We start from the raw sequence: 15,450 nt of genomic DNA on the forward strand, positions 1-15,450 counted from the left end.
ATATCAGGAAAACAATATGCTCTTATTGAAGAAGTTAGCCAGTCCAGAAGTCATTACAAAATTCCAAGAAAAATATCCTGATGCTGATATCCCTGCATTATCCGATTTCATGCAAATTATGAGATCAGTCTCTGATTTATCAGAATCACTAAACAAACTATTAGATGAACATCATCTACTTCAGGGTAGATGGTGGGTTTTGGTACTACTTACACGTCAAGATGATTTAATATCTTGTCCTAGTAGTCTTGCTGAGGATGCTGGAGTTACTAAAGCGACAATGACCGGTTTTATCAGTGGACTAGAAAAAGATGGCTACATCACTCGCATAATTGATCCTCTAGATAGAAGAAAATACTGTATACAACTTACCGAGGCAGGAATAAAAAAAGTCAATGAAGTCATGCCTATCTTTTATAAAAGGGTTGGTAAACTAATGAGCTCAATCAACAAACTCCAACGAGATGAAGTGGTTGAAGGTATTCGACTACTAGCAAACAATCAGCATCTACTAAAATCTGATAAATAACCATATCTAGTTAATAAATAACTTTTGTATGTAAAAAAGCTTTTCAAAAGCTTTTTTTACGCAAATGATTTAGAATGAGTTTAATATTATTTATCTATAAAAAACCCCATTAACTATGTTTACAAAATCTACCGCTATCAATACTCAGTCACTGGATAAACGTGATCTTCTTTTATCGTTTATGGCCATTGCATCAAGTGCCACAGATGTCATCGCTTTTTTAAAATTACAAAAAGTATTTACATCTGCAATGACTGGTAATACGGCACTGTTAGGAATTGCACTTGGATCGGGTGACTTATTCGCCGCATTTAATTCTTTAATTGCTGTGATTGGCTATTTGGCGGGAGTAGCTTTTGCGAGTGTTATTAAACTTGAAAAAAAAACCCATGAACTCATTTTCACTTTAGTTTTAGAAGCCGTTTTTCTACTCATCAATCTTATCATTGTTTATTTCAAAGGCTATCCCAGTAGTGGATTAGTTCTTTATAGTATGATCATTTTCTCTGCCATTGCAATGGGCATTCAAAGCATTTCAGCAAGAAAAGTTAGTATTGAAGGTATATCAACTGTAGTATTCACCAGTACATTAACCAGTATTATGGTTGCTCTTATGCAAAGTAGGCATAGAGCACACAGACAAGAGTCTCTTTTTTCTGCTAAAAGACAAATAATTATATTTTCAGTGTATGCATTAGGTGCTCTAATTACTGGTATGCTAATTCAACTCAATGTTAGCTTTTACAGTACCATTCCATTTTTAGCTATTTTATTCAGTGTTGTTTATATTGTTTTTCATCAAAAGAAAACCACATAGGATCATCATATGAAAGCATATCAAAGACTAATTTTATTTCTTTTTATAAGCTTAAATATTAATTTTTCCTTTGCTGAAAATAGACTACCTACAATAAATCCAGATCATTACTCACAAGAACAGCAAGAAGCTCAAAAAATATTTGAAAATGCCAGGAAAACAAAAATCTTTGGTCCTTTTGAACCACTTCTATATAGTCCCCAGCTAATGAATGAAGCTCGGTCAATGGGGGACTATTTACGTTATCACTCAGCGATAGGTAATACATTAAGTGAACTCACTATTCTAGTAACCTCTCGTTTTTGGACTCAAGACTATGAATGGTACGTCCATGCTCCTATTGCCCTGAAAAAAGGAATTTCTGCCTCAACCATCGAGGCCATCCGTCAAGGACAAATTCCAACAAATATGAATACAGAAGAACAGCTTGTTTATCAATTTACTGTTGAATTATTGAACAATAAACAAGTTTCGAATACAACTTATTCTGCGATAGAAAAGCACTTTGGCAAAAAAGGTGCCGTTGATTTAGCTGGAATTGTTGGGTATTACAGTTTCTTAGCGTTAGAAATGAATATGGCTCAGTACCCCCTCCCTAAAGATGGGGTTTCTTTGCCACGCTTTCCTGAAAACCCTTAAAAATACGTATATTTAATTTTAAGCCATAATATAAGAATAGCCAATGTTGCCGTTATGGCGTTGGCTATTGTAATTGGCCAACTTTCTCTCATTAAACCATACCATAGCCACATCAATACCCCCACCGTAAATACCACGTACATACCAGTAGATATTCCAGAAACATCTTTCGTTTTGAGGGTTTTCAGACATTGCGGAATAAAAGAAGTCGTAGTAAGAATAGCAGCTATATAACCAACTAATTCTGTATTCACCATCATTTTATAACACTACCTGAGCGCCAATCTCGACTACACGATTAGGTGGAATCTTGAAAAAGGGAATAGCACTCCCCGCATTTCGGAACATGGCAATAAATAATTTTTCCCGCCAGAAGGACATGTCCGAGCCAGTTTTAGGAATAAGGGTTTCTCTTGATAAAAAGAACGACGTTTCAAATGGTTCTAAAATCACATGCTGCTGTGAGAATAATGCGTCAGGTACATTCGGCTCATCGATAAACCCAAAGCGTAATGTGATTTGATGAAACACATCATTAATCTTGTTATATGCAATACGTTCCTCTAAAGACACATGAGGAATATCAAGGACTCTTACGGCAAGAATAATAACCTTTTCATGTATTACTTTATTGTGTTTCATATTGTGCATTAATGCACTGGGAACACCATCTGGGTTACTAGTTAAGAAAACAGCAGTTCCTGGCACATATGTTACGGAATCTCCCGTCACACTATTTACAAACGGAATCAAATCAATGGCTTCCCGTTTAAGACGCTGTGCAAGTATAACTCTTCCTTTTTTCCAAGTAGTCATTAATGTAAAAATAATCAAGCCAAAGGATAAAGGTAACCATCCCCCTTCTTCTACTTTTATTAAATTCGCACTAAAAAATACACCATCAATAAATAGCAAGATAGAAATTAGTGCGATACCCTTAATAATTCCCCATCCCCATAATTTGTGAACAACAATAAATGCTAGTATTGAAGTAATAAACATAGTCCCTGTAACAGCGATACCATAAGCTGAAGCTAATGATGCCGAGGATTTGAAGACCAACACCAAAGTAATAACGGCAAGCATTAATGTCCAGTTAATTCCAGGTACATAAATCTGTCCAATTTCAGCCTCTGACGTATGTTGTGTTTCCATACGTGGCGCGTAACCCAATTTAATCGCTTGGTCTGTCATTGAGAAAGCACCAGAAATGACTGCTTGAGAAGCAATAATTGTCGCCACAGTAGAAATCAATACCATAGGGTATAGTGCCCAATGAGGAGCCAGTAAATAAAATGGATTTTCAATTGCTTTTGGATTAGTAATGAGTAGTGCACCCTGTCCAAAGTAGTTCAGAACTAATGCGGGAAGTACAAGGTAAAACCATGCAGTTTGAATTGGTTTTTTTCCAAAATGCCCCATATCCGCATACAACGCCTCTGCGCCTGTTAATGCTAAAACCACTCCACCTAATGACAGAAAGCCTATAGTAATATCACTTTTTAAGTAATTAAATGCATAAATAGGATTAAGTGCGTTTAACACTTGCGGCTGATGAATAATACTTAGTAAACCAAGTAAACCAAGTAATAAAAACCAAACCACCATAATCGGTCCGAATAAAGCGCCAACTTTTGCAGTACCTTTTCTTTGTATAAAAAACAAACCTATTAAAATCACTAATGTGATAGGTACAACATAATTTTTTAACGAAGTACTGGCTACTTCCAACCCTTCTACCGCAGATAAAACTGAAATTGCTGGAGTAATTACACCGTCTCCATAAAACAACGAGGCACCAAAGAGTCCTAATATTAAGATAGTTCTTCTTGAGCCACCTGAATCAGATAGCTTTCCCAATACCAGTGCAAGTAGCGCCATTATTCCGCCCTCACCCCTGTTATCAGCACGCATGATAAATGCCACATACTTGAAAGATACGATGATCATCAAAGACCAAAATATAAGCGATAAAATACCAAATATATTATCAGCACTGAGGGCAACAGGATGTTTACCACCTGTGAAAATTGTGTTTAATGTATATAAAGGACTCGTACCTATATCGCCATAGACTACGCCTAATGCGCCTAAAGACAGTGCATATAAATTATGTTTAATATTTGACATAGCTAAAAATTTAACTGTAGTAAATAGTTAATAATTGTCACTTATTATACTGATTAATTACCTCACATTATTTTTATATTTCTTTCATCGATTATCAATTATTCAAAAAATATGTTAAACAATACAAATTCGTTAAAAGCTCCTGAAGTTACTTTATTGTTTTGGATTATCAAAGTTTGTATCACTACGTTGGGAGAAACTGCAGGCGATACCTTATCTATGTCATTGGGATTAGGTTATTTAACAAGTACTATTATTTTTGCTTGCCTATTCCTACTACTAGTAAATGTTCAGGTAATGTATAAGAAGTTTAATTCTTATCTTTATTGGTCTGTTATTATTGCAACGACAACGGTTGGAACAACATTAGCTGATTTTGTGGATAGAGCTTTAAATATTGGCTATCTTGGCGGTACAAGTATCATCGCAACTTTATTATCTCTGAGTCTTATTATTTGGTATTACAAAGAAAAAGAAATTTCAATTAATATATTTCATAATCAACGTTCTGAATGGTTTTATTGGATAACGATAGTTTTTTCACAAACTCTTGGAACCGCATTAGGCGACTGGAGTGCTGACACAATAGGACTTGGTTTTTCTAATGGAATTCTTTTATTTGGTTCTCTAATAATTGTCTTAGCCACTTTAAATAACTACTCTTTTCTCTCTAAAACAGTTTTATTTTGGGGAACATTTATACTAACAAGACCTTTTGGCGCTGTATTAGGGGATTATCTAGACAAACCAATCATTAGCGGTGGGCTCTCGCTAGATAGAATGTATCTATCTAGCGGCTTATTCATTATAGTTATACTATTAGTTTACGTCTCAAATTTAAGAAAGGCTCATTGATCTTTACAAAAATAAACATTAAAAGATTGTTGGCCGTCTACAGGAACTTCTGTCGTTGTGATGACGTTCCCATGCATATCAACTGCGTTGTTTCGAGCTAATTTAATTAAATTTTGTTGAATAGCAGTTTGGTCGCGGTCGATAAATCCTATTTTATACATCACCGTAACTCGAGTTTTCCCTTTAAATTCACAATTTGTAACTTGATTAGGATAGAGCATACGAACCTCATCCGCACCATATTTTTCAGAAATAAAACTATTGGAACAGGCAGTTAAAATAGAAACCAAGAGTAAAGGTGTGAATATTTTGCTGGTTAAATTTTTCATAATAAATTATCTAAACGTGATATTGATATTAGTATACTAAAGGCAAAAAAGAAATAAATCAAAGCTTCTATTTTTAATAAAAAATAGTATTTAATGCTTCTGTAGCAGCCACATACTCTTCATCGGTAGGGACTACCCAAACTTCAACTTTACTCATTTCAGAACTAATTTTTTCTGGTTGTTCACCTCGATAATAATTATTTTTTTCGATATCAATTACTACATTTAAAAAGGACAACCTCTCTAAGATAGTATTTCGAAGTTGTGCATCATGCTCTCCAATTCCTCCGCTAAATACAATCACATCTAAACCATTTAATAAGGCGTACAGAGAACCAAAATGCTTGATAATTTCATGAGAAAATAATTCTATTGCGAAAGAAGCTTCTTTAGTGGGGGATTCACGTAACTCTTTCATATTGGAGGAAATACCAGAGACTCCCTTTAAACCAGAGTTGTTATATAGCATATCCTCCAGTTGCTCCAAAGACCACCCATTATGAAGTAAATATGTTAATACTCCTGGGTCAATTGAACCACAACGAGTACCCATTATCAGACCGTCTAACGTACTAAATCCCATTGAAGTGGCAATACTGGTTTTGTTGATACACGCACAAATACTCGCCCCATTTCCTAAATGCATTAGAATACTTTTACCTAATATAGCAGTAGTCAAATCACTTAGTGTCTGACAGAGGTACTGGTATGATAAACCATGAAAGCCATACCGAATAATCCCTGTTTGTTTTAATGAGAGTGGAATTGCGTAGGTTTTTTCTATTTCTGACATAGTATGATGAAATGCCGTATCAAAACATACTACGTGTATAGCACTAGGAAAGTATTTTTTAAAAATACTAATTCCGTCAATATTATGAGGTTGATGTAATGGTGCAAGTGGCACATAACTTTTAATATCTTTGAATACAGTCTCATTAAGGATAACGGACTGACTGTATTTGTTTCCACCATGCACTATTCTATGGCTTATTATAGTAATAAGTAGATCAGGAAATTCTCTTTGTATCCTTTTTGTTAATATTTCAAGGGCATAATCAAATTTATCTGTATTTTCAGGAATAAACAACTCATCTACATCAGTTGTCCTATTACATTGCCAGCTTAATTGTGTATGTTGATTCGCTATTAGATTGTCAAATTTACCTTTCACTAATCTTAAATCTATTTTGTTATTTTCTACTCTATATATAGCAAATTTAATTGATGAAGAGCCGACGTTAACCGATAAAACAGATTGTTTTTGTGTTCCCATAATTATGGCTTATTAACTCGATAATGATGTGCCACTAATTTAGCCAACACTGCTGAAGCCATTCTTGTAGCAGGACCATCAGCGCGACTTGTTAATGCAATTGGAATTTTACATCCAAGAACAACTCCTGATGAAATTGCTCCGGCAAGATACTCTAATTGTTTACTTAACATATTGCCAGACTCTAGATCGGGGACAATAAGAACATCTGCTTGTCCAGCAACTTGAGAAGTGATGTGCTTTATTCTCTTGGCTTCTAGCGATACAGCATTATCAAATGCTAACGGACCATCAAGTACTCCACCCGTTATTTGACCTCGATCAGCCATTTTACATAATGCAGCAGCTTCGACTGTTGATGGTATGTCAGGATTTACTGTCTCGACCGCTGAAAGTATCGCAACCTTCGGATTCTCACATCTTAAAATGTGAGATAGCTCTATCGCATTTTGGACAATATCTCTTTTTTCTAATAAGGTAGGTTTTATATTTAGCGCCGCATCAGATATTAGAATAGGCTTATCATACAAAGGTACTTCAAAACGAAATATATGCGAGACTCTCCTCTTTGTTCTCAAATTCTTACTTTGTAAAACAGCATGCATAAGTTCATCTGTATGTAAACTTCCTTTCATTAAGGCCTCAAGTTTGCCTTCCTCTGCCATTTTTGCTGCAATATCTGCTGCAGCATGACTATGTGGTGTATCAACTATTTCAAATTGAGATATATCAATTTGTGTTTCTTCTGCAATTTGTTTTATTTTGTTTAATGAACCAATAAGAACTGGATAAATTAAATTTTTTTCTGCGGCAATAAATAGTCCCGTTAACGACTCTTTATCACAAGGATGTACAACTCCACATCTAACGGGCTCTAATCCCTTTGCCATATCTATAAATTCTTTAATACGTTGACCAGGATCGAAAAGGTGTATTTGCGGTAATTGTATTTTAGGCTGTCTGATTTTATTAACTGGAGCTATGACTTTGGCTTCACCAGAAATAACTAACTCATCTTGTTGATTTCTTATATGACAATCAAATGTCACTAACTTTTTTAATTCATCCTTGGCTTTTACTGTAACTATTACAGTTAGTGTGTCGCCTAATTTAACTGGTTTTTTAAAATGTAGAGATTGATCGTGATATATTGTCCCAGGACCAGGTAAAATGGTACCTAGTAGAGTAGATATAAGAGACCCACTCCACATACCGTGACCAATTAACTGATGATACATGTAGGAATCTGCGAACTTTGGATCTAAATGAGCTGGATTTGTATCGCCGGATACTGCTGCGAATGCTTGAATATCTTGCAGAGTTAAAGTACGAACTAACCTTCCCGTTTGACCAATAGTAATTTCATCAAATATTATATTCTCTATATACTCGTCATCAAGATCTATATTCACAATAACTCCCTGACTAAAGCCTTATCTAATGATTTTAATAATATATTTCAATAATTTATTGTAACGGTAATTTATATAGAAAAGTATGAGAAAGAAACTAAAAAATCCAAATTAGCAATTATTACTATAGTTAAATTTGCAATACATTCCTTGCTATAATTTGCAAAATAATCTTTAATTTGCTTGTTATGTTCAACCAATTGATTAATTCCCCAATATGGCTTACTGCTTTTGGTGCAATTATATTATTGCTTCTAGAGCGACTATTTCCTTTAATTAAGTATGAAATAGACCACAAATGGACTATAAGATTGTTCATATATGCATCCACTGGTATTGCGATAACGACAATAATTGGTGATCATCTCTTTAATCAAAATAAATTTTCTTTATTTAAATATTTAAATATTAATTTTCTCTATCACTTACCTCCAATTCTTCAAGGTCTAGCTGGCTATTTTATTATCACCTTTATTGTCTATTGGTGGTATAGATTTCGACACTACTCAAATTTTTTATGGACAACATTCCATCAAGTACATCACAGTACATATCGCATTCAAGCCCTAACCGCAATCTATTCGCATCCATTTGATTTTGCTGCTACAGCGGTTATCGTTAACTTTATTTCATATATAGTGCTAGGTGTAGATACACGATCTGCTGTATTCGTCTCTGTCATCACAAATTTCTTTGATTTCTGGGAACATACCAATATAAGAACGCCAAAATGGCTTGGTTATATCATCGTAAGGCCAGAAATGCATCGTATACATCATGAAAAAGAAGTTCACAATAACAATTACAGTATTCCTATTTGGGATATGTTATTTGGTACCTATGAAAATTCAGGTAGAAATGTTGAATGTGGTTTTGAAATAAACAAAGAAAGGCAAATAATTAAATTACTTACTTGCCATAATGTGAATAAAAATTAATTATTACATTTTCATATCTTTCATTTCATCAACATTTATTGACTTAATAGGTACTTCAATCTTTAAGTCTTGCAGACCTTCAAAATGTAAATTAAGTGGAAATGTTTGTCCTTTTATTAGTGGTGATTTCAAACCCATTAACATAATATGACTTTCTCCAGGCAACAATTTTAGCTCACCATTTGCTGGTACTTCTAAAAACTGTTCGTGTTTCATAGATGAAATATTGTTATTCATTTTCATAGAATGAATTTGTGCTGTATTAGCAATTGGTGTGCTTGCACCTATAAACTTAACAGTCTTATTTCCTTTATTTTTTAAACTTATATATACGGCGCCGACATCTTGTCCTTTAGCTGTCTCTCTAGCATATGCATCGACTACAACTATATTGTTAATTGTGTTAGCAAAACCATTCAACGTTATTAACAGTAATATAAAAGTGATTAATACTTTTTTCATCATTTCTCCTTAGTCTTTATCTTTTTAATAGAGGTGTTACATTTTTCTCTAGTAAATTAACAGTAAAACCATCGTTAGTGTACCATTCTGATTTTACTATCATCCCATTCCTATCGATTAGATAACTTAATGGAATACGCCATACTCTTCCAAAACTCTGGAAGTCTGAATTATGTATTGAGGCATTGTCAAAACCAAATTGCTTTATGATATTTTGTGCTTTTGATAAGTCAGACTTGTCGTCCATACTAATCGATAATACTCGAAATCCATCTTGGAAATGTCTCTTCTCATATTCAGCAATAGCTGGCAATTCATTTCTACAAGGCTCACACCATGAAGCCCAAAAATTAATTAGTAATACTTGATTACGATAAGTATTATTATCTACCTCCTGCCCCGAAAATAGTTTTGCATTAAAAGTTGGCGCCTTCTCACCTTCGTCTGATGCATATATATTGGTAATAACACAATATAAAACTAATATTAATATTAGGTTTCTCATGGCTTTTTTAAGTTTATATAATTTAAAATAAATAACTCACTCCCAAACTAACTATTTGTTTAGGAACAAGCTGTATTCCTGATACTTGTTGATATAAAGGTAAGTAAATAAGTCCATTTAATTGCCATTTATGATTAATGTTATAAATTAAACCAGGTGCCAAATACAACGTTCTAAGTCCGGTGTAATAGGGATTACTATTTATTCCAGAATCTGCGTAACGTATTGTTCCATTAATCTGTAATAGCGGTGTTAACCCAGGAATTTTTCTAATGTCATCATAATGAATCCCAGCTAACATTTGAATACTATCTCCTGGGCGATAACCATTTCTTACATCCATCGCTCTTCGATACATACCCTGCGTATACCATCCCCAATAACGATATTGACCGACTTTATACCCTCCCACTAAAGTATCTGTTGTCCCAGATCCGATTTGTGTGTCCCTGTCAAAACCGTAAGCATTAAAGTTTCCAGTTGGTAACTTTACGCCAAAAATCAATCCTTCAGACATATCGTCTGAAAAACCTGTATACATTCCCATTACACGTATATCACCTAAACCTTTTGTTTGGTAGTTTGCAATAGATTGCGTATTTTGCCCAAAGTTATTATCTGTTGAAAAAGTTCTATGCCAGTAAGGAATCATTGCCATCATTCCCCAATTATGGTTAAAGTTATATTGCATATTTATATTAGTAAACTGCGTTTTGATTTCTTTATCTGGACTTTGTGATTGTGGAAGTGTTGCGCTTCCACTCATAGGTTTATTTTGATCCAGAAAAGTTTCTTGAATATTAATTACTCCACCGGAGCCTACGCTAGGTAGACCTAAACCGCTTGGCAACCCTTGGTCAAACATGCCGCATCCACACGCACATGCGTAGCTATTTTCTGACTTTAGTATTAATAATACTACTATAGATATTAATGCAATAATTTGAAGTAAATATGGGTGTTTTTTCATCTTATTAAGTTATCAGTAAACAATAAATCAGGGATATAACAAAGGCTATATCTACCTGTAAAACTAGTCGTGTCAAACTATTAAACGATTAGTAATTAATAACTTAACTTAATAGGGGCGGAGCTTGAGAATAAGGGGTGGAGAAAGGAGTTCGTTTTGTATATTGTAGTTTTGAATATATTTTAAGATGAGATACTAATAAATCATGTTTAATTGGTACTAAAAAATTCGTTGAGTTAACAACAGAAGTCAACGCGCAAAAGGGACAATGCTGATAGGAAGGGCTTGTTTTATCAGTGTTAGATTTATCTAAATTAATCCATTGTAATCCTGTGGCGCTACAAATCTGAAAAGTGTAATGACTTTCTTTTGCCACTTTAATTGTCAATAACTGAAACGATCCTACCACTAAGAAAGATTGGAAAAGAAAGGTGACAAGAACTAATCTTAATATGATGTTTTTTAAGTTTATTGACATAGTTTTAACCAACTTTCATTTAAATTATCATAAACTTTCACTTAAATCAAATAAGTAGATAATATCCGTTATGAAAAAATATTCAGTAATCTGGTATACAACTTTTGCTATGGTAGCCTTTGCTGCCAACTCGTTACTGTGCCGATTAGCATTAAAAAATACGCAAATTGACCCCACAATTTTTACGGATGTGCGTCTACTATCTGGCGTTGTTACGTTAGGACTAATCAATTTATCTAAAAAACAACTATCAATTGCATCTGGAAACTGGACCTCTGCTATTTCTTTATTTATTTATGCTTTATTTTTTTCTTTAGCATATGTTTCATTACCCGCTGGAATAGGAGCGATTTTGTTATTTGGGTCTGTTCAGTTATCGATGATAAGTTTTGGCATCTTCAAAGGGGAGCGTTTTACCTTTCTTCAAACTTCCGGGTTTATATTGGCAGTTGTTGGATTAGGTATATTATTCTTACCTGGATTAACAACCCCACCTCTAAAAGGAAGTATTTTAATGGTTGTATCAGGTTTTGCTTGGGCTTTGTATTCTATTAATGGGAAAAAAAGTAGATCCCCCTTACAAGATACCTTTGGAAACTTCTTACGCTCTTTACCTTTATTGTTATTGTTTACGATTTTTACATTACATGGTCAACGCTTTGATATGCTAGGTATCGTCTATGCCTGTTTATCTGGTGCAGTTGCTTCAGGTTTAGGTTATTCAATATGGTACAGTGTTTTACCGCAATTAAAATCTACCTATGCTGCTACCGTACAATTAAGTGTTCCAGTTATTGCATCATTTGCTGCAATTTTCATATTAAATGAAAGTTTAACTATTAGGTTATTCTTTTCTTCTCTCGCAATATTACTAGGTATTGCTATCGTAATTATGACCAAAAAACAGTCTTAGGTTGATTTTTCATAATATGTTATTTCTTGGATTCAATTACGAAGTGCAACACCGTCTAAAAACTCTTGAAGCACCTGATGTGGCGTTTTAAAGCCAAGCCTTTTTCTCGGTCGATGATTTAAGCGGTATTCAATCATTTCTAATTCCTCGTTCGTGACTGTTGATAAGGGTCTCTTTTTGGGTATGTATTGCCTAAGTAAACCGTTCAAGTTCTCGTTACTGCCTCTTTGCCAACTACTAAAAGGATTAGTAAAGTATGTGGCACTATCCAAGGCTTCGTTAATTCTTGCATGGTCCGAAAATTCTTTCCCATTATTAAAAGTTATAGTTTTTATCTGTGATCCTAGGGTACTTAACTTCTGGATAACAGCACTACTTACTAGATTAGAGGTTTTATGGCTTACTTTTGCCAAACAGGCGTAGCCACTCTTTCTTTCTGCCAAGGTGACAATCGCTTGTTTATGATTGGCTCCTATGACCGTATCTCCTTCCCAGTGCCCAATGGCATAGCGTTGGTTTACTTCTTCCGGTCTATTATGAATCGAGCGTCTACCTACAATCTGGCCTCGTCTATCAGAGCCACCAGCATAACGCTTCTTTTTCTTCTTCTGGCACCTAAGAGGTTTTCACAGTATTCCTCCAGAAGCCTTTTGAGCATAGATATGCTGACAAAGACATTCTTGGCTAACAGGCGATTGAGAGGCTACCTGTTCTGGGCTAAACTGTTTCTCAATGTAGGAAAAGGCGATCTTCAATATCTCAGAATAAACACGTCTGGCATTACGGCTGCCAAAAGATCGTTCTATGGCAAGCCTGTTAGCCTGTTTGAGGGGGTAACCGCGCCCCCCGGTGTTTCTTTTAATCTCCCTAGAAATGGTAGATTTACTCCTATCCAGGTTCCTGGCTATTTGTGTACAACTAAAACCTTCTTTCAAAAGACTAAAAATCTGATATCGTTCTATCTGGCTGAGATGTGTATAGGTCATGGCAACTTAACTTCGCTGGTCAAGAAGCTATGAATACTAACTCATTCTCGGCCTATCAACGATTAATTAACGTTGCACTTCGTACTTGAATTCACCTATCACTTTATATTTTTAATTGACTAATAATTTGCTATAAAAAAATGAACTCTCAAAGACTTGTTTATAGTTAATTTTTCAATATTTTTTTAACGGAAGAATAGAGTATTTATTAATATTATCTAGTTATACTCATAGCAAGAGAAAAATAGAAATTAATTCAAAGTTGTAATCTATCATTTGCAAATAACTCTAGTTGCTTTATTTTCTATGATCATATTCAGCTTTTTTTTACAAAAATAGACTTAAGTCCCATAGAGCCAATTCCCTCAATTTTACAATCAATATCATGATCCCCTTCTACTAATCTTATATTTTTTACTTTTGTTCCTACTTTTACTGTTTGTGATGATCCTTTGATTTTTAAATCTTTAATGACAACCACGGTATCACCATCTTTTAAAATGTTTCCAACGGCATCACGTACTGTAACAATTGACTCAGAAGTATCTAAATTTTCGAGTATCCATTCATGACCACATTCAGGACAATTGAAAACTTCTTTATCCTGATAAATATATTTAGAATTACAAATTGGACAAGGTGGTAAGGACATTATTATTTACTCAGAATGGATAAGGTATGTTGGATGGACAATTGCTTATCAGCATTGTAATATGAAAAAACCCAGCCATTACTGACTGGGATTTCATCTTAAACTGGTGGCCAAGGGCGGAATCGAACCACCGACACAAGGATTTTCAGTCCTCTGCTCTACCGACTGAGCTACTTGGCCAACTTAATTTATAATTATACAACAGTATAAATATTTTATGTAGCCCTAAACTTCACTTAGATGAGACTTTTTAGTTTCATTAAAATTGAGCAAGATTTTTACTATTAAACGCATTCTGGCCTACTCACAAACTAGCCACTATTTTACTTGTACAGTTGTAGCACACCAAAATTGGTTGTTCGTACCCTTTTTTGAAAATAAACTTAATGAATGCGTAAAGTACAATTTAACTATGTGGAAAATGGTTTTAATAACAAAAAACTAAAAAAATTTAACGGCAACTCAATTTCTCTTCGGGATAGTGAATTAGTCTTATATAAAAGAGAAAATAGCCAGCAATGGCAAGCACGCTACAAACTATATGACAGATAGTGGCGCAGAATCATTACTAGACATGCTGTTGTGGAATATGGCGTAAAAGCAGCGACAGACATTTATGATGAGGCACGCTTTAGAGAACGACTAGGACTACCGTTTACTACTAAAAAGTTCGCTGCTATCGCTAAAGTCTGCGTTAAGGACTTAACAGACGAAATAGCAGCAGGAATAAAGCCACAGACTAATAATGACTGTATAAGAGTCATTAACAAGTATCTCATTTCTTATTTTGGTAACTATTGACCTGCCCCCATTTATAGTCTCAGTATCGATCTAGTAAAATTCTGTTAAACATCCTTCTTTTCCTGTAATACTGACCCTGTTTGCTTTGACCTAAATGCTGCCGCAAACTCTGCTGGCGTTTGATAGTTCAGAGCACTATGTGGTCTATGCTCGTTGTAATCTTTTCGCCAAGCATTAATAAGTACTCTCGCTTCTTTTAAACTCATGAACCAATGCTCATTCAAGCATTCATCCCTGAATTTACCGTTAAAACTTTCTATATAGGCATTTTGGGTAGGTTTCCCAGGTTGTATTAAACGTAACTCTACCCCATGCCTATAAGCCCATTGATCTAGTGCTTTACCTGTGAATTCCGGCCCTTGATCCGTTCGAATGGCTTTAGGAGCACCTCTAAAGTAAATAGCTTGATCCAGTATACGGGTCACCTGTTGTCCCGATATACCGTGTTCAAGAGCAATATCAATAGACTCTTTAGTAAAATCATCCACAATGGTCAATGCTTTAACCCTTCTTCCGCTGGCTAGGGCATCTGATACAAAATCCATGGACCATACCTCATTAGGGCTACTGGGTAAGGATAAGCTCTGCTTTTGTACCATCACGCCATGTCTCTTACGTCTACGTTTAACAGCCAACCCCGCTTCCTGATAAAGACGGAATACCTTTTTATGGTTGGCTTCTACTCCTTCTCGTCTTAATAAAGCATGAATACGTCTATAACCAAATCGACGTCTCTCATGGGCAAGATCAACAATACG

Annotated in this window: 18 protein-coding genes, 1 tRNA gene and 1 pseudogene; 8 read left to right on the plus strand and 12 right to left on the minus strand. The window is 34.8% G+C overall.

From position 1 onward, the window contains the following. Positions 1-16 precede the first annotated feature (16 nt). From FV185_RS09235 to FV185_RS09245, 3 genes are all read left to right on the plus strand, one after another. A complete protein-coding gene (locus tag FV185_RS09235) occupies positions 17-529 on the plus strand; it encodes a MarR family winged helix-turn-helix transcriptional regulator (RefSeq protein ID WP_067496875.1) in 513 nt (170 codons plus the stop codon). Between the two features lie 115 nt (positions 530-644). Beyond that, complete coding sequence (locus FV185_RS09240; protein WP_067496877.1) at positions 645-1,346, plus strand: YoaK family protein; 702 nt, start codon at positions 645-647, stop codon at positions 1,344-1,346. 9 nt (positions 1,347-1,355) lie between these two features. Next, complete coding sequence (locus FV185_RS09245) at positions 1,356-1,985, plus strand: carboxymuconolactone decarboxylase family protein (protein WP_067496880.1); 630 nt, start codon at positions 1,356-1,358, stop codon at positions 1,983-1,985. Here the strand turns inward: FV185_RS09245 and FV185_RS09250 are convergent. Continuing rightward, positions 1,982-2,245: a SemiSWEET transporter gene (locus FV185_RS09250; RefSeq protein ID WP_067496883.1), complete on the minus strand. Its 264-nt coding sequence runs from the start codon at positions 2,243-2,245 to the stop codon at positions 1,982-1,984. The genes FV185_RS09245 and FV185_RS09250 overlap by 4 nt on opposite strands. A 1-nt stretch (position 2,246) precedes the next feature. Then, complete coding sequence (locus FV185_RS09255) at positions 2,247-4,115, minus strand: potassium transporter Kup (protein ID WP_067496886.1); 1,869 nt, start codon at positions 4,113-4,115, stop codon at positions 2,247-2,249. A 111-nt stretch (positions 4,116-4,226) separates the two neighbouring features. Here FV185_RS09255 and FV185_RS09260 point away from each other — a divergent pair, with 111 nt between their 5' ends. Then, positions 4,227-4,970 carry a COG4705 family protein gene (locus FV185_RS09260; protein ID WP_067496889.1) on the plus strand — a complete coding sequence of 248 codons (744 nt, stop codon included), beginning with the start codon at positions 4,227-4,229 and terminating at the stop codon, positions 4,968-4,970. On the opposite strand, the gene FV185_RS09265 is transcribed toward FV185_RS09260, so the two are convergent. The 3 genes from FV185_RS09265 to FV185_RS09275 form a co-directional block, all read right to left on the minus strand. Further along, the gene (locus FV185_RS09265; RefSeq protein ID WP_067496891.1) at positions 4,964-5,299 is read right to left on the minus strand and encodes a DUF4156 domain-containing protein; all 336 of its coding nucleotides are present in this window, start codon (positions 5,297-5,299) and stop codon (positions 4,964-4,966) included. The genes FV185_RS09260 and FV185_RS09265 overlap by 7 nt on opposite strands. A 73-nt stretch (positions 5,300-5,372) precedes the next feature. Then, a complete protein-coding gene (locus FV185_RS09270; protein WP_067496894.1) occupies positions 5,373-6,575 on the minus strand; it encodes an acetate/propionate family kinase in 1,203 nt (400 codons plus the stop codon). A 2-nt stretch (positions 6,576-6,577) separates the two neighbouring features. Beyond that, the gene (locus FV185_RS09275; protein WP_067496898.1) at positions 6,578-7,987 is read right to left on the minus strand and encodes a bifunctional enoyl-CoA hydratase/phosphate acetyltransferase; all 1,410 of its coding nucleotides are present in this window, start codon (positions 7,985-7,987) and stop codon (positions 6,578-6,580) included. A gap of 311 nt (positions 7,988-8,298) precedes the next feature. Between FV185_RS09275 and FV185_RS09280 the strand changes: the two genes are divergently transcribed. Then, positions 8,299-8,925 carry a sterol desaturase family protein gene (locus FV185_RS09280; RefSeq protein WP_197457861.1) on the plus strand — a complete coding sequence of 209 codons (627 nt, stop codon included), beginning with the start codon at positions 8,299-8,301 and terminating at the stop codon, positions 8,923-8,925. 3 nt (positions 8,926-8,928) lie between these two features. Here FV185_RS09280 and FV185_RS09285 read toward each other — a convergent pair whose 3' ends face one another. The 3 genes from FV185_RS09285 to FV185_RS09295 are packed head-to-tail and all read right to left on the minus strand — an operon-like array spanning position 8,929 to position 10,862. Continuing rightward, on the minus strand, positions 8,929-9,390 hold the full coding sequence (locus FV185_RS09285; protein ID WP_082787113.1) for a copper chaperone PCu(A)C: 462 nt from the start codon (positions 9,388-9,390) through the stop codon (positions 8,929-8,931). A gap of 13 nt (positions 9,391-9,403) precedes the next feature. Next, positions 9,404-9,892: a TlpA disulfide reductase family protein gene (locus tag FV185_RS09290; RefSeq protein ID WP_067496906.1), complete on the minus strand. Its 489-nt coding sequence runs from the start codon at positions 9,890-9,892 to the stop codon at positions 9,404-9,406. A 22-nt stretch (positions 9,893-9,914) separates the two neighbouring features. After that, positions 9,915-10,862, minus strand: a complete 948-nt coding sequence (locus FV185_RS09295; RefSeq protein ID WP_197457862.1) for a hypothetical protein — start codon at positions 10,860-10,862, stop codon at positions 9,915-9,917. Positions 10,863-11,410: 548 nt separating this feature from the next. Between FV185_RS09295 and FV185_RS09305 the strand changes: the two genes are divergently transcribed. After that, positions 11,411-12,253 carry a DMT family transporter gene (locus FV185_RS09305; protein ID WP_067496914.1) on the plus strand — a complete coding sequence of 281 codons (843 nt, stop codon included), beginning with the start codon at positions 11,411-11,413 and terminating at the stop codon, positions 12,251-12,253. A 32-nt stretch (positions 12,254-12,285) separates the two neighbouring features. Here the strand turns inward: FV185_RS09305 and FV185_RS09905 are convergent. From FV185_RS09905 to FV185_RS09325, 3 genes and pseudogenes are all read right to left on the minus strand, one after another. Continuing rightward, a pseudogene (locus FV185_RS09905) lies at positions 12,286-13,239 on the minus strand (IS30 family transposase). Positions 13,240-13,555: 316 nt separating this feature from the next. Next, a complete protein-coding gene (locus tag FV185_RS09320; protein WP_067496921.1) occupies positions 13,556-13,894 on the minus strand; it encodes a zinc ribbon domain-containing protein YjdM in 339 nt (112 codons plus the stop codon). A 101-nt stretch (positions 13,895-13,995) separates the two neighbouring features. Beyond that, positions 13,996-14,071: transfer RNA gene (locus FV185_RS09325), tRNA-Phe, on the minus strand. Between the two features lie 210 nt (positions 14,072-14,281). Between FV185_RS09325 and FV185_RS09610 the strand changes: the two genes are divergently transcribed. Beyond that, a complete protein-coding gene (locus FV185_RS09610) occupies positions 14,282-14,443 on the plus strand; it encodes a hypothetical protein (RefSeq protein ID WP_156474235.1) in 162 nt (53 codons plus the stop codon). Between the two features lie 30 nt (positions 14,444-14,473). After that, positions 14,474-14,692: a hypothetical protein gene (locus FV185_RS09330; RefSeq protein WP_067496924.1), complete on the plus strand. Its 219-nt coding sequence runs from the start codon at positions 14,474-14,476 to the stop codon at positions 14,690-14,692. A 44-nt stretch (positions 14,693-14,736) separates the two neighbouring features. Here FV185_RS09330 and FV185_RS09335 read toward each other — a convergent pair. Further along, positions 14,737-15,450, minus strand: a 714-nt coding sequence (locus tag FV185_RS09335; RefSeq protein ID WP_067496927.1) for an IS3 family transposase, incomplete at its 5' end; no start/stop codon positions are given.

The sequence above is a fragment of the Ferrovum sp. PN-J185 genome, from assembly GCF_001581925.1.
Lineage (GTDB): Bacteria > Pseudomonadota > Gammaproteobacteria > Burkholderiales > Ferrovaceae > PN-J185.